At 66.6% G+C, this 17,110-nt stretch carries 10 protein-coding genes; 5 read left to right on the top strand and 5 right to left on the bottom strand.

Annotated features, from left to right (window positions below; genetic code table 11):
• Nucleotides 1-85: 85 nt before the first annotated feature.
• The gene (mdeB, locus tag IB257_RS29665; RefSeq protein ID WP_192493296.1) at nucleotides 86-2,767 is read right to left on the bottom strand and encodes an alpha-ketoglutarate dehydrogenase; all 2,682 of its coding nucleotides are present in this window, start codon (nucleotides 2,765-2,767) and stop codon (nucleotides 86-88) included.
• Between the two features lie 224 nt (nucleotides 2,768-2,991).
• On the opposite strand from mdeB, the gene IB257_RS29670 reads away from it, so the two are divergent.
• The gene (locus tag IB257_RS29670; RefSeq protein WP_175181943.1) at nucleotides 2,992-5,040 is read left to right on the top strand and encodes an OPT family oligopeptide transporter; all 2,049 of its coding nucleotides are present in this window, start codon (nucleotides 2,992-2,994) and stop codon (nucleotides 5,038-5,040) included.
• A 31-nt stretch (nucleotides 5,041-5,071) separates the two neighbouring features.
• Here IB257_RS29670 and IB257_RS29675 read toward each other — a convergent pair whose 3' ends face one another.
• From IB257_RS29675 to IB257_RS29690, 4 genes are all read right to left on the bottom strand, one after another.
• Entirely contained in the window at nucleotides 5,072-6,304 is a 1,233-nt protein-coding gene (locus IB257_RS29675; RefSeq protein ID WP_192493213.1) for a M20/M25/M40 family metallo-hydrolase, read from the bottom strand.
• Nucleotides 6,305-6,310: 6 nt separating this feature from the next.
• Entirely contained in the window at nucleotides 6,311-8,074 is a 1,764-nt protein-coding gene (uraD, locus tag IB257_RS29680; protein WP_054450756.1) for a 2-oxo-4-hydroxy-4-carboxy-5-ureidoimidazoline decarboxylase, read from the bottom strand.
• Nucleotides 8,075-8,085: 11 nt separating this feature from the next.
• Entirely contained in the window at nucleotides 8,086-9,030 is a 945-nt protein-coding gene (gene puuE, locus IB257_RS29685) for an allantoinase PuuE (RefSeq protein WP_192493214.1), read from the bottom strand.
• A gap of 303 nt (nucleotides 9,031-9,333) precedes the next feature.
• Complete coding sequence (locus IB257_RS29690) at nucleotides 9,334-10,350, bottom strand: 1-aminocyclopropane-1-carboxylate deaminase (RefSeq protein WP_054450759.1); 1,017 nt, start codon at nucleotides 10,348-10,350, stop codon at nucleotides 9,334-9,336.
• A gap of 181 nt (nucleotides 10,351-10,531) precedes the next feature.
• Between IB257_RS29690 and IB257_RS29695 the strand changes: the two genes are divergently transcribed.
• The 4 genes from IB257_RS29695 (at nucleotide 10,532) to lpdA (ending at nucleotide 17,074) form a co-directional block, all read left to right on the top strand.
• Nucleotides 10,532-11,002 carry an Lrp/AsnC family transcriptional regulator gene (locus tag IB257_RS29695; RefSeq protein ID WP_054450761.1) on the top strand — a complete coding sequence of 157 codons (471 nt, stop codon included), beginning with the start codon at nucleotides 10,532-10,534 and terminating at the stop codon, nucleotides 11,000-11,002.
• A gap of 328 nt (nucleotides 11,003-11,330) precedes the next feature.
• Nucleotides 11,331-14,198: a 2-oxoglutarate dehydrogenase E1 component gene (locus IB257_RS29700; protein ID WP_054450764.1), complete on the top strand. Its 2,868-nt coding sequence runs from the start codon at nucleotides 11,331-11,333 to the stop codon at nucleotides 14,196-14,198.
• Nucleotides 14,199-14,299: 101 nt separating this feature from the next.
• Complete coding sequence (gene odhB, locus IB257_RS29705; RefSeq protein WP_054450766.1) at nucleotides 14,300-15,529, top strand: 2-oxoglutarate dehydrogenase complex dihydrolipoyllysine-residue succinyltransferase; 1,230 nt, start codon at nucleotides 14,300-14,302, stop codon at nucleotides 15,527-15,529.
• Nucleotides 15,530-15,646: 117 nt separating this feature from the next.
• A complete protein-coding gene (lpdA, locus tag IB257_RS29710; RefSeq protein ID WP_192493215.1) occupies nucleotides 15,647-17,074 on the top strand; it encodes a dihydrolipoyl dehydrogenase in 1,428 nt (475 codons plus the stop codon).
• The last annotated feature ends 36 nt before the right edge of the window (nucleotides 17,075-17,110 follow it).

Consider the following 17,110-nt stretch of genomic DNA (forward strand, 5'->3'; position numbering starts at 1 on the left):
CAACAGAAAGCGCGGGTGCTTGGTTGTTGCGCTGCAGCGAATGGACGATTTTGCGCAAAACCTCGCTGCATTGCGGATTGCAATCCTATCTATCCCAAGGCGGCGTTTGCCGCGCGCCGGCATTCAGGCGCGCGCGCAACGCCTGGGCATCTTCCTGGCGGTCCAGGCTGTCCAGCGCGTACAGCACGATCCAATCCGCGCTGACCTCGAAGAAGTCGCGCAGCTGGGCGCGGGTATCGCTGCGGCCGAAGCCGTCGGTGCCCAGCGTGCGGTAGGGCGCGGGCACCCAGGCGCGGATCTGTTCCGGCACGGCGCGCACGTAGTCGCTGGCGGCGACTACCGGGGCGTTGCTGGCGCCCAGGCAGCTGCGGACCCAGTCGGCGCCGGATGCAAGGCCGAGCACGCGGGCGCGTTCGGCTTCGCGGCCGTCGCGGGCCAGTTCGGAAAAGCTGGTGACGCTCCAGACTTCGGCGTCCACGCCGTAATCGGCCTGCAGGCGCTCCGCCGCGAGTTCGGCCTCGCGCAGCATCGGGCCCGCGCCCAGCAGGCGCACCTGGGCCTGCCCGCGCGCGGGCCGCAGGCGGTACATGCCGCGCAGGATGCCCTCGCGCACGTCGTTGCCTGCCGGCATGTCCGGCTGTGCCAGGTTCTCGTTGGTGACGGTCAGGTAGTAGAACTCGTCGCGCTGTTCGTCCAGCATGCGGCGCATGCCGTGCTCGACGATGATGGCGACCTCGTAGGCATAGGCCGGGTCATAGGCGCGGCAGTTCGGCACGGCGGCGGCCATGATGTGGCTGGAGCCGTCCTGGTGCTGCAGCCCCTCGCCGCCGAGTGTGGTGCGGCCGGAGGTGGCGCCGACAAGGAAGCCGCGCGTGCGCTGATCGGCGGCAGCCCAGATCAGGTCGCCGATGCGCTGGAAGCCGAACATCGAGTAATAGATATAGAAGGGCAGCATCGGCAGGCCGTTGACCGAATAGCTGGTGCCCGCGGCCGTCCACGAGGAAATCGCGCCGGCCTCGGTAATGCCTTCTTCCAGGATCTGGCCGTCGCGCGCCTCGCGGTAATACAGCACCGAGCCGATGTCTTCGGGTTCGTAGAGCTGGCCTTGCGCGGAATAGATGCCGATCTGTCGGAACAGGTTGGCCATGCCGAAGGTGCGCGCCTCGTCCGCCACGATGGGCACGATGCGCGGCCCCACGTTGGCGTCCTTGAGCAGGGCGGTGAGCATGCGCACGATGGCCATGGTGGACGACATTTCCTTGCCGTCGGCGGCCAGCGCGAAGCGCGCCCAGTGCTCCGCGTCCGGCGGCGCCAGGCGCGGCGCCTCGGTATTGCGGCGGGGAATGTGGCCGCCCAGCGCGGCGCGGCGCGCCTGCAGGTGGCGCAGTTCGGCGCTGTCCTCGGCCGGGCGGTAGAACTTCAGCGCCAGGCAATCGGCGTCCGAGATCGGCAGCGCGAAGCGGTCGCGGAAGGCCAGCAGCGCCTCGTCATCCAGCTTCTTCTGCTGGTGCGTGGTCATCTTGCCCTGGCCGGCCGAGCCCATGCCGAAACCCTTCTTGGTCTGCGCCAGGATCACCGTGGGCTGGCCGCGATGGCGCACGGCGCGGTGGTAGGCCGCGTGGATCTTCACCATGTCATGGCCGCCGCGGTGGAGGCGGTCGATGGCTTCGTCGCTCCAGTCGGCCACCAGGGCGGCCAGTTCGGGATTCTGGTTGAAGAAGTGGGCGCGGTTGAAGGCGCCGTCGTTGGCCGCGAAGGTCTGGAACTGTCCGTCCACGGTATTGGCGAAGGCGCGCGCCAGGGCGCCGTTGGCGTCGCGCCGCAGGAGCGCGTCCCAGTCGCTGCCCCAGACCAGCTTGATGACGTTCCAGCCGGCGCCCGCGTACAGCGTTTCCAGTTCGTCGATGATGCGGCCGTTGCCGCGCACCGGGCCGTCCAGGCGCTGCAGGTTGCAATTGACCACGAACACCAGGTTGTCGAGCTTTTCGCGCGCGGCCAGCGTCAGCGCGGCGATGGATTCAGGTTCGTCCATTTCGCCATCGCCGAAGATGCCCCAGACCTTGCGGTCGCCGCCGGGCATCAGCGAACGGTGCTCCAGGTAGCGCATGAAGCGCGCCTGGTAGATGGCGTTGATGGGGCCGATGCCCATCGAGCCCGTGGGGAATTGCCAGAAATCCGGCATCAGCCACGGGTGCGGATACGACGACAGTCCGCGCAGGCCGCGCGCGCCAGCCGTGATCTCCTGGCGGAAATGCGCCAGGTCCTCTTCGCCCAGAAAGCCTTCCAGATAGGCGCGGGCATACACGCCGGGCGCCGAGTGCGGCTGCATGTAGACCAGGTCGCCGGGGCCGTCCGGGCTCTGCGCGCGGAAGAAATGGTTGAAGCCGACCTCGAACAGGTCGGCGGCCGAGGCGTAGCTGGCGATGTGGCCGCCCAGCTCTCCATGCGCCTGGTTGGCGCGCACCACCATGGCCAGCGCATTCCAGCGGTTGATGCGGGCGATCCGTTCCTCCACGGCGAGGTTGCCGGGGAAGGGCGGCTCCTGATCGGCGGGGATGGTGTTGAGGTAGGCGGTGCGGGTCTGGCTGTTGGCGCGCAGGCCCAGCGACGCCGCATGACCCAGCAGATTGTCCAGCACGTAGCCCGCGCGCTCAGAACCTTCCGCCTGTACCAGCGATTCCAGCGCCTCACGCCATTCGGCGGTTTCGGCGGGGTCGGCGTCGTGCTGGATGTCTTGCCCGGGGCGGGCGGAACTGGCGTCGCGCATGGTCTTGTCGTCTCCTGGTTTGACGTCCATGCTAGACCCTAGCCCCTGGCATGGGTGATCAAAATTCTGGGGAAACTTCGGAAAATTCAGCATAATCTTTTGCAAGTTTTACCGCTTGCGGCAGCTTCTGCCGAGGATATGCTTGGTGGTCGTATCAGAGGGGTGACCGCCAGGTGGACGCGAAGGCGCTAGAATTCGCGCCTGGCAAGATAGGAATAACTGCAATGACCCAACCCATCAGCGTCCCGGCAGAGGTCACGTTGCCCGAACTTACGTTCCGCGGCATCCTCCTGGGCGCAATCATCACCGTCATCTTCACGGCTTCCAACGTCTTTCTCGGACTGAAGGTGGGCCTGACGTTCTCATCCGCCATTCCGGCGGCGGTGATCTCGATGTCCGTCCTGCGCCTGTTCAAGGACGCGAACATCCTCGAAAACAACATGGTGCAGACCCAGGCCTCCGCGGCCGGGACGCTGTCGTCCATCATCTTCATCCTGCCGGCCCTGGTCATGATGGGGCACTGGCAGGGCTTCCCGTTCTGGCAGACGCTGGGCATCTGCGCCGCCGGCGGCATGCTGGGCGTGATGTTCACCATTCCGCTGCGCCACGTGATGGTGGTGCAGAGCGACCTGCCGTATCCGGAAGGCGTGGCTGCCGCTGAAATCCTGCGGGTGGGCAGCGCCGAGCGCGCCCAGGACGAGGCCGCGGACACCGGACGCGCGCCAGCCAAGGTCGAGACCGGCATGGGCGACATCGTGGCCGGCGGCGTGGTCGCCGCCGCGGTCAGCTTCGCGGCCAGCGGACTGCGCGTGCTGGGAGACAGCGTCAGCGGCTGGTTCGCGCTGGGCGGCGCGGTGTTCCGGCTGCCCATGGGCTTTTCGCTGGCGCTGCTGGGCGCGGGCTACCTGATCGGCATCGTCGCGGGCCTGGCCATGCTGACCGGGTTGATCATTTCCTGGGGCATCGCCGTGCCCATCCTCACCGCCATGGGCGACATCCCGGCGGGCACGTCGCTGGCGAAGTACGCCACCGGCCTGTGGGCTTCGCAGGTGCGCTTCATCGGCGCCGGCGTGATCGGCGTGGGCGCCATCTGGACGCTGGCCACGCTGTTCATGCCGATGGCGCGCGGCGTCAAGGCTTCGTTCGCGGCGCTGACCAAGGCGGGCGCGGCCCGCGCCGGACGCGCGCCGCGCACCGAGCGCGACCTGTCGGCCGGGTGGATCTCGGCCGTGACGCTGGTGCTGGTGGCGGTCCTGGTGGTGACCTTCCAGGTGTTCCTGTCCGGCGCGCCGCTGTCGCCTGCCGGCATCTGGAAGCTGGTGGCCTACGCCGTGCTGTTTGCCTTCGTCTTCGGCTTCCTGGTGGCCGCCGCCTGCGGCTACATGGCCGGCCTGGTGGGGTCGTCGACCAGCCCGATCTCGGGCGTGGGCATCGTTGCCATCGTGCTGGTGTCGCTGCTGATGCTGGCGCTGGGCGGCGAATTGCTGGGCGCGCAGAACGGCGTGCAGATGGCGATTGCGCTGTCGATCTTCAGCACCTCGGCGGTGGTGGCGGTGGCCTCCATTTCCAACGACAACCTGCAGGACCTGAAGACCGGCTGGCTGGTGGGCGCGACGCCCTGGCGTCAGCAGGTGGCCCTGCTGATCGGCTGCGTCGCCGGCGCGGCAGTGATTTCGCCGGTGCTGGAACTGCTCTACAACGCCTACGGTTTTGCCGACGCCATGCCGCGCGAGGGCATGGACCCGGCGCAGGCCCTGTCCGCGCCGCAGGCGACGCTGATGCTGGCGATCGCGCGCGGCATCTTCACGCACCAGCTCAACTGGACCATGATCCTGATCGGCATGGCGGTCGGCGTGGGCCTGATCGTGGTGGACGAGATCATGAAGCGCACCTGCCGCGTGGCCCGGATTCCGGTGCTGGCCGTGGGTATCGGCATCTATCTGCCGCCCACCGTCGCCGCGCCCATCGTGGTCGGCGCGGTCCTGGCATGGCTGCTGGAACGCGCCCTGCGCCGCCGCGCGGCCGCCGCCGGCAAGCCCTACGAGCAGTTCGCCGACGCAGCCAATCGCCGCGGCGTGCTGATCGCCTCGGGCCTGATCGTGGGCGAAAGCCTGGTCGGCGTGCTGATGGCCGGCATCATCGGCGCGGCCGGCACCGAAGCGCCGCTGGCGATCGCCGGCGCGGGCTTCGAGCACACGGCCTCGTTCCTGGGGTTGGCCGTCTTCGTGGCGGTGGCGATCCTGTTCTGGCGCCGGGTGATGAAACTGGCGTGAAGCGCCCGGCCGGTCCTGCCGGGCGGCCGCCTCAGGCGGCGTCCAGCAGGTCGGCCAGCGTGCGGGCGATGACCTTGGTGGCGCGCCGCAGGTCTTCCAGCACTACCCGCTCATCGTTGCGCTTGGCGTGCGATTCCAGCACGGTGCGCGGTCCGGCGCCGTAGATCACGCCCGGAATGCCCGCTTCGGCGTACAGGCGCACGTCGGTGTAGAGCGGCGTGCCCATGGCGGCGATGGGTTCGCCGAACAATTCCTCTCCATGCTTCTGAATGGCCTGCACCAGCGGCTGGCTGCCGGGCAGCGGGCGCATGGAATTGGCCAGCAACAGGCGCTTGATGTCCACGCTGATGCCGGGCACGGCAGCAGCGGTTTCCCGGATGATGCGGCGGATGTCGGCCTCGACCTCGGCCGCGCTTTCTTCGGGGATCATGCGCCGGTCCAGCTTGAACGCCACCTTGCCTGGCACCACATTGGTGTTGGTGCCGCCTTCGATGCGGCCCACGTTCAGGTAGGGGTGGCTGATGCCCGGCACCTTGGAGCGGATTTCCCGGTACCGTGCGTTCTGCGCGTACAGCGCGTTCAGGATGGCAACCGCGCCTTGCAGCGCGTCCACGCCGCTGCTGGGGATGGCGGCATGCGCCATCTTGCCGTGGACCGTCACTTCCATTTGCAGGCAGCCGTTGTGGGCGGTTACGACCTCGTAGCTGAAACCCGCGGCGACCAGCAGATCGGGCTTGGTCAGTCCTTGGGACAGCAGCCAGCCGGGGCCGAGCAGGCCGCCGAATTCCTCGTCGTAGGTGAAGTGCAGTTCGACGGCGCCGCGGCTGGGGCGGGCGACGGCTTCCAGCGCGCGCAGGGCGAACGTGTAGCTGGCGAAGTCGCTCTTGCTGACCGCGGCGGCGCGGCCGTACAGGCTGCCGTCGTCGATCTCGCCGCCGTAGGGGTCATGTTCCCAGCCTTCGCCCGGCGCCACCACGTCGCCGTGGGCATTGAGCGCCACGCGCGGGCCGCCCGCGCCGTATTCGCGGCGCACGATCAGGTTGGTGATCGATTGCAGGCCATAGTCCCGCACGGCCTCGGCGGGCACGGGATGGGCTTCCGCCTGCAGGCCGAAGCCTTGCAGCAGCTCGGCCGTGCGCTCGGCATGCGGTGCGTTGTTACCGGGCGGCGTGTCGGTCGGCACGCGCACCAGCTCCTGCAGGAAGCGGACTTCCTCGTCAAAGTGGGCGTCAATCCAGGCGTCGAGTCGGGCGTAGTCGGTCATGGTCGGCTATTGGGTGTCGTGGGCAAGGTCGTCGAGCAGGTTCAGGAACGCCAGCACGGCAAGCTGGATGTCGTCGCTGGAGGTGGATTCGCGCGGGTTGTGGCTGATGCCGGAATTCTGGCCGCGCACGAACAGCATGGCCTGGGGCATGACCTCGTGCAGCTTCATGGCGTCGTGGCCGGCGCCGCTGGGCATGCGGTGGACGGGCAGTCCCAGCGCGTCGACGGCGCGTTCCCAGCGCTGCTGCCAGGCGCGATCGCTGGGCGCGGCGGCGGCGCGCATGGTTTCTTCCAGCGTGTAGCGCAGGCCGCGGCGCTGGCAGATGGCTTCGAGTTCGGCCAGCACGTCATGCGCCAGCGCATCGCGCTGCGCGTCGCTGGGCGCGCGCAGGTCCAGGCTGAAGCGGCATTCTCCCGGCACCACGTTGATCGAGCCGCCCGGGACTTCCAGCATGCCTATGGTGCCGACCGAGTCGCCGTCGCGGGCGGCGCGCTGCTCCACGTACAAGGCCAGTTCGGCCGTGGCGGTGGCGGCGTCACGGCGGCGGTTCATGGGCGTGGTGCCGGCGTGGCAGGCCAGGCCGTGGATCCGCACCTGGTAGCGCACGCAGCCGTTGATGGACGTGACCACGGCCAGCGGCAGCCCCATTTCGTAGAGCACCGGCCCTTGTTCGATGTGGACTTCGACGAAGCCCAGATAGCGGGCAGGGTCGCGCTTGAGCGTGGGAATGTCTTCACTGCGCAGGCCGGCTTGCGCCATGGCGTCGCGCATGCTGACGCCGTCGACGTCCTGCTGGTCCAGCCATTGCGGCTTGAAGTCGCCGATCAGCGCGCCCGAGCCCAGGAAGGTGGCGCGGTAGCGCTGGCCTTCCTCTTCCGCGAAGCCAATGACTTCCAGGTGGTAGGGCAGGCGCTTGCCCTGGCGGCGCAGTTCGCGCACGCAGGCCATCGGCACGAAGATGCCCAGCCGGCCGTCGTATTTGCCGGCGTTGCGCACGGTGTCGTAATGGCTGCCCGTCATGAGCGTGGGGGCGTCGGGGCTGGCGGCCAGGTAGCGGCCAACCACGTTGCCGACCGCGTCGATGCCGACCTCGTCGAAGCCGCAGTCGCGCATCCATTGCGACAACAGTCCGGCGCAGGCGCGGTGGGCTTCGGTCAGGTAGGTGACGGTGAGCTGCCCTTTTTCGGCGTAGCCGGGATCGCTGTGGACGGCCAGTTGCTCGCCCCAGTCCCAGATGTCGTTGCCGATGGCGGGTTCGGCGCCGAAGCCATCGCGCAGGCGGATCTCGGCGATGCGGTGCAACTGCTGCTGGGCCTCATCGAACTCCAGGTCCGGCGGGTTGTCCAGGCGGCGGGTGAACTCGTCGATCACCTGCTGGCGCGTCATGCCGGCGCCGCGCGGGCCGCGCACGGCCAGCACGAAGGGAAAGCCGAACCTGGCGCGGTAGTCGGCGTTCAACGCTTGCAGGCGGGCAGATTCGGCGGGCGTGCACGCGGCCAATCCGGCCAGGTCCTGTTCGCGCGCCGAATCCGCGTCCTGGGGCGTCCCTGCTGCCAGCTCGGGATGGGCGCGCAGTAGCGCCGTCCGGGCATCGGCATCCGCGTCGTTCACGGCGCGGCGCAGGCGCTGCGCCAGGTCGGCCAGCGAGCGGAACGGCCGGTGGCCAAGCGCGCGTTCGGCGATCCAGGGCGCGCGGCCGTACAGGCCGTCGAGCATGGCGGCGGCGTCCGCGGGCGCTGCCGCATTGAGTTGGGCTAGGGTGTGGGCCATGGCCGTCCTGTTCAGGCGTTGGGGGTGTAGGGATGCGCCGCCTTCCAGTGGCGCGCGATGTCCAGGCGCCGGCAGACCCAGACGCGGTCATGGCTGGCAATGTGGTCCAGGAAGCGCTGCAGCGCAGTGATGCGGCCGGGCCGGCCCAGCAGGCGGCAATGCATGCCGATGCTCATCATCTTGGGGGCCTCGTCGCCTTCGGCATAGACCGCGTCGAAGCTGTCCTTCAGGTACTGGAAGAAGGGATCGGCGTGCGAATAGCCCTGCGGCAGCGCGAAGCGCATGTCGTTGCAGTCCAGCGTGTAGGGCACGATCAGTTGCGGCACGACGCTGCCGTCCGTTTTCTGTACGCGCATCCAGAAGGGCAGGTCGTCGCCGTAGTAGTCGCTGTCGTACTCGAAGCCGCCGTAGTCGGCCACCAGACGCCGCGTGCGCGGGCTGTCGCGTCCGGTGTACCAGCCCAGCGGACGGCTGCCGGTCAATTGCGTGATCGCGTCCATGGCCAGGCGCATGTGTTCGCGCTCGGTGGCCTCGTCGATGTGCTGATAGTGGATCCAGCGCCAGCCGTGGCAGGCGATCTCGTGTCCCAGCTCGACGAAGGCGGCGGTCAGCTCGGGGTGGCGCTGCAAGGCCATGCCGACGCCGAACACCGTCAGCGGCAGGCCGCGCTTCTCGAATTCGCGCAGGATGCGCCAGACGCCGGCGCGCGAGCCGTACTCGTAGATGCCTTCCATGCTGAGGTGGCGCTCGGGATAGCTGGCGGGGTTGAACATTTCCGACAGGAACTGTTCGGACCCGGCGTCGCCATGCAGCACGCTGTTTTCGCCGCCTTCCTCGTAATTCAGCACGAACTGCACCGCGATGCGCGCCTGCCCCGGCCATCGGGCATGCGGCGGATTGCGGCCGTAGCCGGCCAGGTCGCGGGGGTAGGGGAGCGTGGAATCGTAGACGGTCATGGACAGGCGGGCGGAGTGCAACGGCGCGCGGCGGCCGGGCGTGGGTGGGCGGACGACTTCCTGATGATCAGCACCATAGCTGGAAATCCTGGTTTTGTATACAAACTATGTACATAATTTTGCGGAGGCGACGTTGTCGGGAAGGTCCGGCCACGGAAAAAGCCCAGCCGGCGGACACGCCGGCTGGGCTGCGCTTCCTGCGCTCATCATGGGCGCTGGCGGCCAGGGCTGGCAAGCCCTGGGGCAAGGCTGGACTTTCAGCGCAAGTCGCCGCAAGGCCAGCCGAAGGCGCCGTAGGCGCCCTTATCCGTTGCGGTAGAGAAAGCTGTAGGCGTTGATCGCCGGCACCCCTCCCAGGTGCGCATACAGAACCCGCGAACCGGCCGGAATCTCGCCGCGGCGGATGATGTCCATCATGCCCTGCATGGATTTTCCTTCGTAGACCGGGTCGGTCATCATGCCCTCGAGCCGGGCGCAGAGGCGGATGGCCTCGTTGGTCTCGGCCGAGGGCAGGCCGTAGGCCGGATAGGCATAGCGGGTGTCCAGCACCACGTCGCGCTCTTCGATGGCAGCCCCGAGTCCGACCATATCGGCCGTGCGCCGCGCGATGCGCAGGATCTGCGCGCGGGTTTGCTCGGGCGTGCCCGAAGCGTCGATACCGATGACGCGGTCCGCGCGGCCATCCGCCGCAAAGCCCACCACCATGCCGGCCTGCGTGCTGCCCGTGACGGCGCAGACAACGATGTAGTCGAACTTGAAGCCCAGCTCGGCTTCCTGGCGCCGCACTTCCTCGGCGAAGCCGACGTAGCCCAGGCCGCCAAGTTCATGGTCGGATGCGCCGGCCGGAATCGCGTAGGGCTTGCCGCCGCGCTTGCGGACGTCTTCCAGCGCCTCTTCCCAGCTGCGGCGAAAGCCGATGTCGAACCCCTGGTCCACAAGACGCACGTCGGCGCCCATCAGGCGGCTCATCATGATGTTGCCGACGCGGTCGTAGACCGCGTCTGAATAGTCCACCCAGTTTTCCTGCACCAGCACGCAGGCCAGGCCCAGCTTGGCGGCCACCGCAGCCACCATGCGGGTGTGGTTGGACTGGATGCCGCCGATGGTGACCAGCGTGTCGCAGCCCTGTTCCAGCGCCTGCGGGATCAGGTACTCCAGCTTGCGCAGCTTGTTGCCGCCGAACGCGAGGCCGCTGTTGCAGTCTTCGCGCTTGGCGTAGATCTCGACCTTGCCGCCCAGATGCGCGGACAGGCGCTCGAGCTTTTCGATGGGGGTGTCGCCGAAGGTCAGGCGATGGCGCGGAAATCGTTGCAGATCCATGGGACTCTCCTGGGCCGGGCCGGGTGGCGCGGATGGAAAAATCATAGGAATTTCAAGGATTTGCCGTCAATTGCGTATTTTTATTATTTAAAAGGAAAATAATTAAATAAACGTCCAGGTTTCTATTTAATATTTCCTGATTGGCTTTTTGATCGAAATTTAATTTTCAGGGACGTATCAAATGCCGGCAAATTCTGAGCTGGACCGCATCGATCGCCACATCCTGCGCGTGCTGCAGCAGGACGCGCAGATCACCAACCTGGAGCTGAGCGCGCGCGTCCACCTGAGCCCGGCCGCCTGCCTGCGCCGCGTGGAAAAGCTCAAGAACGAGGGCGTCATCCGCAAGACTGTCGCCCTGCTGGAGCCGGCGGAAGTGGACATGGCCACCCTGGTCATCGTGGGCGTGGTGCTGGACCGCTCCACGCCGGAGTCCTTCACCGATTTCGAAGCCGCGGCGCGCGGCATCAGCGGCTGCCTGGAATGCCACCTGGTGGCCGGCGAGTTCGACTACTTCCTGATGCTGCGCATCCGTGATCTGGAACGCTTCAACAAGCTGCATGCGGGCGAGATCATCAAGCTGCCCGGCGTACGCCAGATCCGCACCTTTTTCGTCCTGAAAGAGATCCTGTCGACCACCGAATTGCCCGTATGAACGAGGCTAATGCGCAACACTGCAATTTCTACCAGTGAAAATGATGCGGCGCGGCATTTTGGGTTGCCGGAAATTGAATGCGAGTAGACGGCGCAATGGAAGGGGTTGCCTGGACATTCCAATGCTGCATGACGGCATTCCGAATGCGCTTTTGCGTCACGCAAACGCAAGAAGACGTCCTTAAACTCAAAGGGCTATACTCTTATCCCATACGGCTTTTAAGGCTTGTACGCGCCTTCTGCCCCTGCTATCCGCCTAACGGGAAGCCCGTGTCGCGGAAGGTTTTCCTGCATCGTGTCGAGTGAAGCACTCGTAAAGGTGAAGCGATATGTCTTCGGAAATAGAATCTCTATCCACGTCTTATCTCTTTGGGGGTAACGCCCCTTATGTTGAGGAGCTTTACGAAGCCTACCTCGACAATCCCGGTTCGGTACCTGACAACTGGCGCGAATACTTCGACCAGCTGCAACACGCTCCCGCTACCGACGGCCAGGAATCCACCCGCGACCAGGCCCACGCTCCCATCGTCGAATCGTTCGCCCAGCGCGCCAAGGCCAATGCCTTCGTGCAACGCGCGGCCGAACCCGACCTGACCGTGGCCAGCAAGCAGGTTTCGGTGCAGTCGCTGATCGCGGCCTACCGCTCCCTGGGTTCGCGCTGGGCCGACCTGGATCCGCTCAAGCGCCAGGAACGTCCCCCGATCCCCGAACTCGATCCGGCCTTCTACGGCCTGACCGAAGCCGATCTGGACCAGACCTACTCGGCCACCAACACCTACTTCACGACCGCCAGCACGATGACGCTGCGCGACATCCTGAAGGCGCTGCGCGACACGTACTGCCGCAGCATCGGTGCCGAATTCACGCACATCTCCGACCCCGCCGCCAAGCGCTGGATCCAGGAACGCCTGGAAGCCACCCTGGGCGCGCCTGCCTACTCGGCCGAAGAAAAGCGCCACATCCTGCAGCAGCTGACCGAGTCCGAAGGCCTCGAGCGCTTCCTGCACACCAAGTACGTCGGCCAGAAGCGCTTCTCGCTGGAAGGCGGCGAAAGCTTCATCGCCTCGATGGACGAAGTGGTGAACCACGCCGGTGAAAATGGCGTCCAGGAAATCGTGGTCGGCATGGCCCACCGCGGCCGCCTGAACCTGCTCGTGAACATCATGGGCAAGATGCCCGGCGACCTGTTCGCCGAGTTCGAAGGCAAGCACGCCGAAGGCCTGACCGACGGCGACGTGAAGTACCACAACGGCTTCTCCAGCGACCTGTCCACCCGTGGCGGCCCGGTCCACCTGTCGCTCGCGTTCAACCCGTCCCACCTGGAAATCGTCAACCCCGTGGTCGAAGGCAGCGCGCGCGCCCGCCAGGAACGCCGCGGCGACGCCGAAGGCAAGCAAGTGCTGCCGGTGCTGGTGCACGGCGACGCGGCCTTCGCCGGCCAGGGCGTGGTCATGGAAACCCTGAACCTGGCCCAGACCCGCGGCTACGGCACGGGCGGCACGCTGCACATCGTCATCAACAACCAGATCGGCTTCACCACGTCCGACCCCCGCGACTCGCGCTCGACGCTGTATTGCACCGACGTGGTCAAGATGATCGAAGCGCCGGTGTTCCACGTCAACGGCGACGATCCCGAAGCCGTCGTGTTCGTGACCAAGCTGGCGCTGGACTACCGTCTGCAGTTCCGCCACGACGTGGTCGTGGACATCGTCTGCTTCCGCAAGCTGGGCCACAACGAGCAAGACACCCCGTCGCTGACGCAGCCCCTGATGTACAAGCGCATCGGCCATCACCCCGGCACGCGCAAGCTGTACGCCGACAAGCTGACCACGCAAGGCGTGCTGGCCGACGGCGAAGCCGATCAGCTCGTCAAGGATTACCGCCAGCTGATGGAAGACGGCCAGCGCACCATCGAACCGGTGCTGACCGACTACAAGAGCAAGTACGCCATCGACTGGTCGCCGTTCCTGGGCGCCAAGTGGACCGACCAGGCCGACACCGCCGTGCCGCTGGCCGAACTCAAGCGCATCGGCGAACGCATCACCAGCGTGCCGGAAGGCTTCACGGTGCACCCGCTGGTCGCCAAGCTGCTGAACGACCGCCGCACCATGGCCAAGGGCGAAATGAACCTGGACTGGGGCATGGGCGAACACCTCGCCTTCGCGACCCTGGTGTCCTCGGGCTACGCCATCCGCATCACCGGCCAGGACTCGGGCCGCGGCACGTTCACGCACCGCCATGCCGTGCTGCACGACCAGAACCGCGAACGCTGGAACGACGGCACCTACATTCCGCTGCAGAACGTCTCGGAAGGCCAGGCTCCGTTCACCGTCATCGACTCCGTGCTGTCCGAAGAGGCTGTGCTGGGCTTTGAATACGGTTACTCCAGCGCCGAACCCAACACGCTGACCATCTGGGAAGGCCAGTTCGGCGACTTCGTCAACGGCGCCCAGGTCGTGATCGACCAGTTCATCAGCTCCGGCGAAGCCAAGTGGGGCCGCCAGTCGGGCCTGACCCTGATGTTGCCGCACGGCTACGAAGGCCAGGGGCCCGAGCACTCGTCGGGCCGCATCGAGCGCTTCCTGCAGCTGTGCGCCGACAACAACATGCAAGTGGTCCAGCCGACCTCCGCGTCGCAGATCTTCCACGTGCTGCGCCGTCAGATGATCCGTCCGTTCCGCAAGCCGCTGGTGCTGTTCACGCCCAAGTCGCTGCTGCGCAACAAGGACGCCGGTTCGCCCCTGACCGACCTGGCCGGCGGCAGCTTCCGCCCGGTCATCGGCGAGGTCGACGAGGCCATCGACGCCAGCAAGGTCAAGCGCGTGCTGGCTTGCTCGGGCAAGGTCTACTACGATCTGGTCAATGCCCGCCGCGAGCGTGGCGCCGACAACGTTGCGATCGTCCGCGTCGAACAGCTGTATCCGTTCGCGCACAAGTCGTTCGAAACGGAACTGCGCAAGTACCCGAAGGCAACCGAAGTGATCTGGGTTCAGGACGAACCGCAGAACCAGGGCGCCTGGTTCTACGTTCAGCATCACGTGTACGAGAACATGGTCGAAGGCCAGAAGCTGGGTTACGCCGGCCGCGCCGCGTCGGCATCGCCGGCCGTGGGCTACCTGGCCAAGCACCAGGAGCAGCAGAAGGCCCTGATCGAAACGGCTTTCGCGCCCAAGTTCAAGGTCATGTTGACGAAGTAACACTCGCTTGATGCACGCGCCGCGCGCGCAGGTTTCTGGAATTCCGATTCGAAGCTTGCCGCGCAGCGCGACCAGAACACAAACTTTACGGAACAAACAAAATGGCTATTACCGACGTCGTCGTCCCCCAACTCTCCGAATCCGTCTCCGAAGCGACGCTGCTGACCTGGAAGAAGCAGCCGGGCGCTGCCGTTGAAGCGGACGAAATCCTGATCGAAGTCGAAACCGACAAGGTCGTGCTGGAAGTGCCGGCTCCCGCTTCGGGCGTGCTGGCTGAAATCGTCAAGGGCGACGGCAGCACCGTCACCTCCGGCGAAGTGCTGGCTCGCATCGACACCGCCGGCAAGGCCGCCGTTGCCGCCGCCGCGCCCGCCGCCGAAGCGCCCAAGGCCGCCGAGCAAGCCGCTGCCGCTCCGGCCGCCGCTCCCGCTTCGTCGGCTGCCGCCGGCGTGGCTTCGCCCGCCGCTGCCAAGATCCTGGCCGAGAAGGGCGTTGACGCCGCTTCCGTGGCTGGCTCCGGCCGCGACGGCCGCGTGACCAAGGGCGATGCCCTGGCCGCCAGCGCTCCCGCCAAGGCCGCTCCGGCCAAGGCCGCCGCTCCGGTCGCGCCCCCGACGCTGTCGCTGGACGGCCGTCCGGAACAGCGCGTGCCGATGAGCCGCCTGCGCGCCCGCATCGCCGAGCGCCTGCTGCAATCGCAACAGGAAAACGCGATCCTGACCACGTTCAACGAAGTGAACATGCAGGCCGTCATCGACCTGCGCAACAAGTACAAGGACAAGTTCGAGAAAGAGCACGGCATCAAGCTGGGCTTCATGTCGTTCTTCGTCAAGGCCGCCGTTGCCGCGCTGAAGAAGTTCCCGCTGATCAACGCCTCGATCGACGGCAAGGACATCATCTACCACGGCTACTTCGACATCGGTATCGCTGTCGGCAGCCCGCGCGGCCTGGTTGTGCCGATCCTGCGCAACGCCGACCAGCTGTCGATCGCCGACATCGAAAAGACCATCGCCGACTTCGGCCGCCGCGCCGCTGACGGCAAGCTGGGCATTGAAGAAATGACCGGCGGCACGTTCTCGATCTCCAACGGCGGCGTGTTCGGCTCGATGCTGTCGACCCCGATCATCAACCCGCCGCAATCGGCCATCCTGGGCGTGCACGCCACCAAGGATCGCGCCGTGGTTGAAAACGGCCAGATCGTCATCCGCCCGATGAACTACCTGGCGCTGTCCTACGACCACCGCATCATCGACGGCCGCGAAGCCGTGCTGGGCCTGGTCGCCATGAAGGACGCCCTGGAAGATCCGCAGCGCCTGTTGCTGGACCTGTAATCTCGACGCCCCGGCCCGGCGCCCACCCGACCCCTGGGTCTTGCGGCGCCCTGGCCGGCTTATTGCCGGCCCGCAGGGCGGGGCGTGCTCCACTCAATACCTCATCGCGAGAACACTATGTCCAAACAATTTGACGTCGTCGTCATCGGCGCGGGCCCCGGCGGCTACATCGCCGCCATCCGCGCCGCGCAGCTCGGCATGTCGGTGGCTTGCATCGACGCCTGGCAGAACGGCCAAGGCGGCCCGGCTCTCGGCGGCACCTGCACCAACGTCGGCTGCATCCCGTCCAAGGCGCTGCTGCAATCGTCCGAGCACTACGAACAAGCCAATCACCACTTCGCCGAGCACGGCATCGAAGTCAAGGGCGTCAGCCTGAAGCTCGACACGCTGATCGGCCGCAAGAACACGGTGGTCAAGCAGAACAACGACGGCATCCTGTACCTGTTCAAGAAGAACAAGGTCACGTTCTTCCATGGCAAGGGCGCGTTCGCCGGCCAGGTTGAAGGCGGCTGGGCCATCAAGGTCACCGGCACCGCCGAGGAAGACCTGGTTGCCAAGCACGTGGTGGTCGCCACCGGTTCGTCGGCGCGCGAGCTGCCCGGCCTGCCGTTCGACGAAAAGGTCGTGCTGTCCAACGACGGCGCGCTGAACATCGGCGCCGTGCCGAAGACGCTGGGCGTGATCGGCGCCGGCGTGATCGGCCTGGAAATGGGCAGCGTGTGGCGCCGCCTGGGTTCCGAAGTCACCATCCTGGAAGCCATGCCGGAATTCCTGGCAGCCGCTGACGGCCAGGTGGCCAAGGAAGCCCTGAAGGCCTTCACCAAGCAAGGCCTGAACATCCAGATGGGCGTCAAGATCGGCGAGATCAAGGCGACCGCCAAGTCCGTCACCGTGCCCTACGTCGACGCCAAGGGCGCCGAGCAGAAGCTGGTGGTCGACAAGCTGATCGTCTCGATCGGCCGCGTGCCTTACACCGGCGGCCTGAACGCCGACGCCGTGGGCCTGAAGCTGGACGAGCGCGGCTTCATCGCCGTGGACGGCGACTGCAAGACCAACCTGCCGAACGTTTGGGCAGTCGGCGACGTGGTGCGCGGCCCCATGCTGGCGCACAAGGCCGAGGAAGAAGGCGTGGCGGTTGCCGAGCGCATCGCCGGCCAGCACGGCCACGTCAACTTCGACACCGTGCCGTGGGTTATCTACACCTCGCCGGAAATCGCCTGGGTCGGCAAGACCGAGCAGCAGCTCAAGGCCGAAGGCCGCGAGTACAAGGCTGGCAGCTTCCCCTTCCTGGCCAACGGCCGCGCCCGCGCGTTGGGCGACACCACCGGCTTTGCCAAGGTGATCGCCGATGCCAAGACCGACGAGGTCCTCGGCGTGCACATCGTGGGCCCGATGGCCTCGGAACTGATCTCGGAAGCCGTGACCATCATGGAATTCCGTGGCGCAGCCGAAGACATCGCCCGCATCTGCCACGCGCACCCGACGCTGTCGGAAGCCGTGAAGGAAGCCGCATTGGCCGTGGACAAGCGCGCATTGAACTTCTGATACGCGCATAGCCGATGCAAGACGGGGGCGGGTTCA

Source organism: Achromobacter sp. ACM03 (assembly GCF_014851665.1).
Taxonomy (GTDB): domain Bacteria; phylum Pseudomonadota; class Gammaproteobacteria; order Burkholderiales; family Burkholderiaceae_B; genus Achromobacter; species Achromobacter aegrifaciens.

What these genes read in the sequence shown, in the direction of transcription:
- uraD (WP_054450756.1), bottom strand. Translation starts at nt 8,074, where the DNA reads ATGGCCCACACCCTAGCCCAACTCAATGCGGCAGCGCCCGCGGACGCC.
- IB257_RS29670 (WP_175181943.1), top strand. Translation starts at nt 2,992, where the DNA reads ATGACCCAACCCATCAGCGTCCCGGCAGAGGTCACGTTGCCCGAACTT.
- IB257_RS29690 (WP_054450759.1), bottom strand. Translation starts at nt 10,350, where the DNA reads ATGGATCTGCAACGATTTCCGCGCCATCGCCTGACCTTCGGCGACACC.
- IB257_RS29675 (WP_192493213.1), bottom strand. Translation starts at nt 6,304, where the DNA reads ATGACCGACTACGCCCGACTCGACGCCTGGATTGACGCCCACTTTGAC.
- mdeB (WP_192493296.1), bottom strand. Translation starts at nt 2,767, where the DNA reads ATGCGCGACGCCAGTTCCGCCCGCCCCGGGCAAGACATCCAGCACGAC.
- IB257_RS29700 (WP_054450764.1), top strand. Translation starts at nt 11,331, where the DNA reads ATGTCTTCGGAAATAGAATCTCTATCCACGTCTTATCTCTTTGGGGGT.
- odhB (WP_054450766.1), top strand. Translation starts at nt 14,300, where the DNA reads ATGGCTATTACCGACGTCGTCGTCCCCCAACTCTCCGAATCCGTCTCC.
- puuE (WP_192493214.1), bottom strand. Translation starts at nt 9,030, where the DNA reads ATGACCGTCTACGATTCCACGCTCCCCTACCCCCGCGACCTGGCCGGC.
- lpdA (WP_192493215.1), top strand. Translation starts at nt 15,647, where the DNA reads ATGTCCAAACAATTTGACGTCGTCGTCATCGGCGCGGGCCCCGGCGGC.
- IB257_RS29695 (WP_054450761.1), top strand. Translation starts at nt 10,532, where the DNA reads ATGCCGGCAAATTCTGAGCTGGACCGCATCGATCGCCACATCCTGCGC.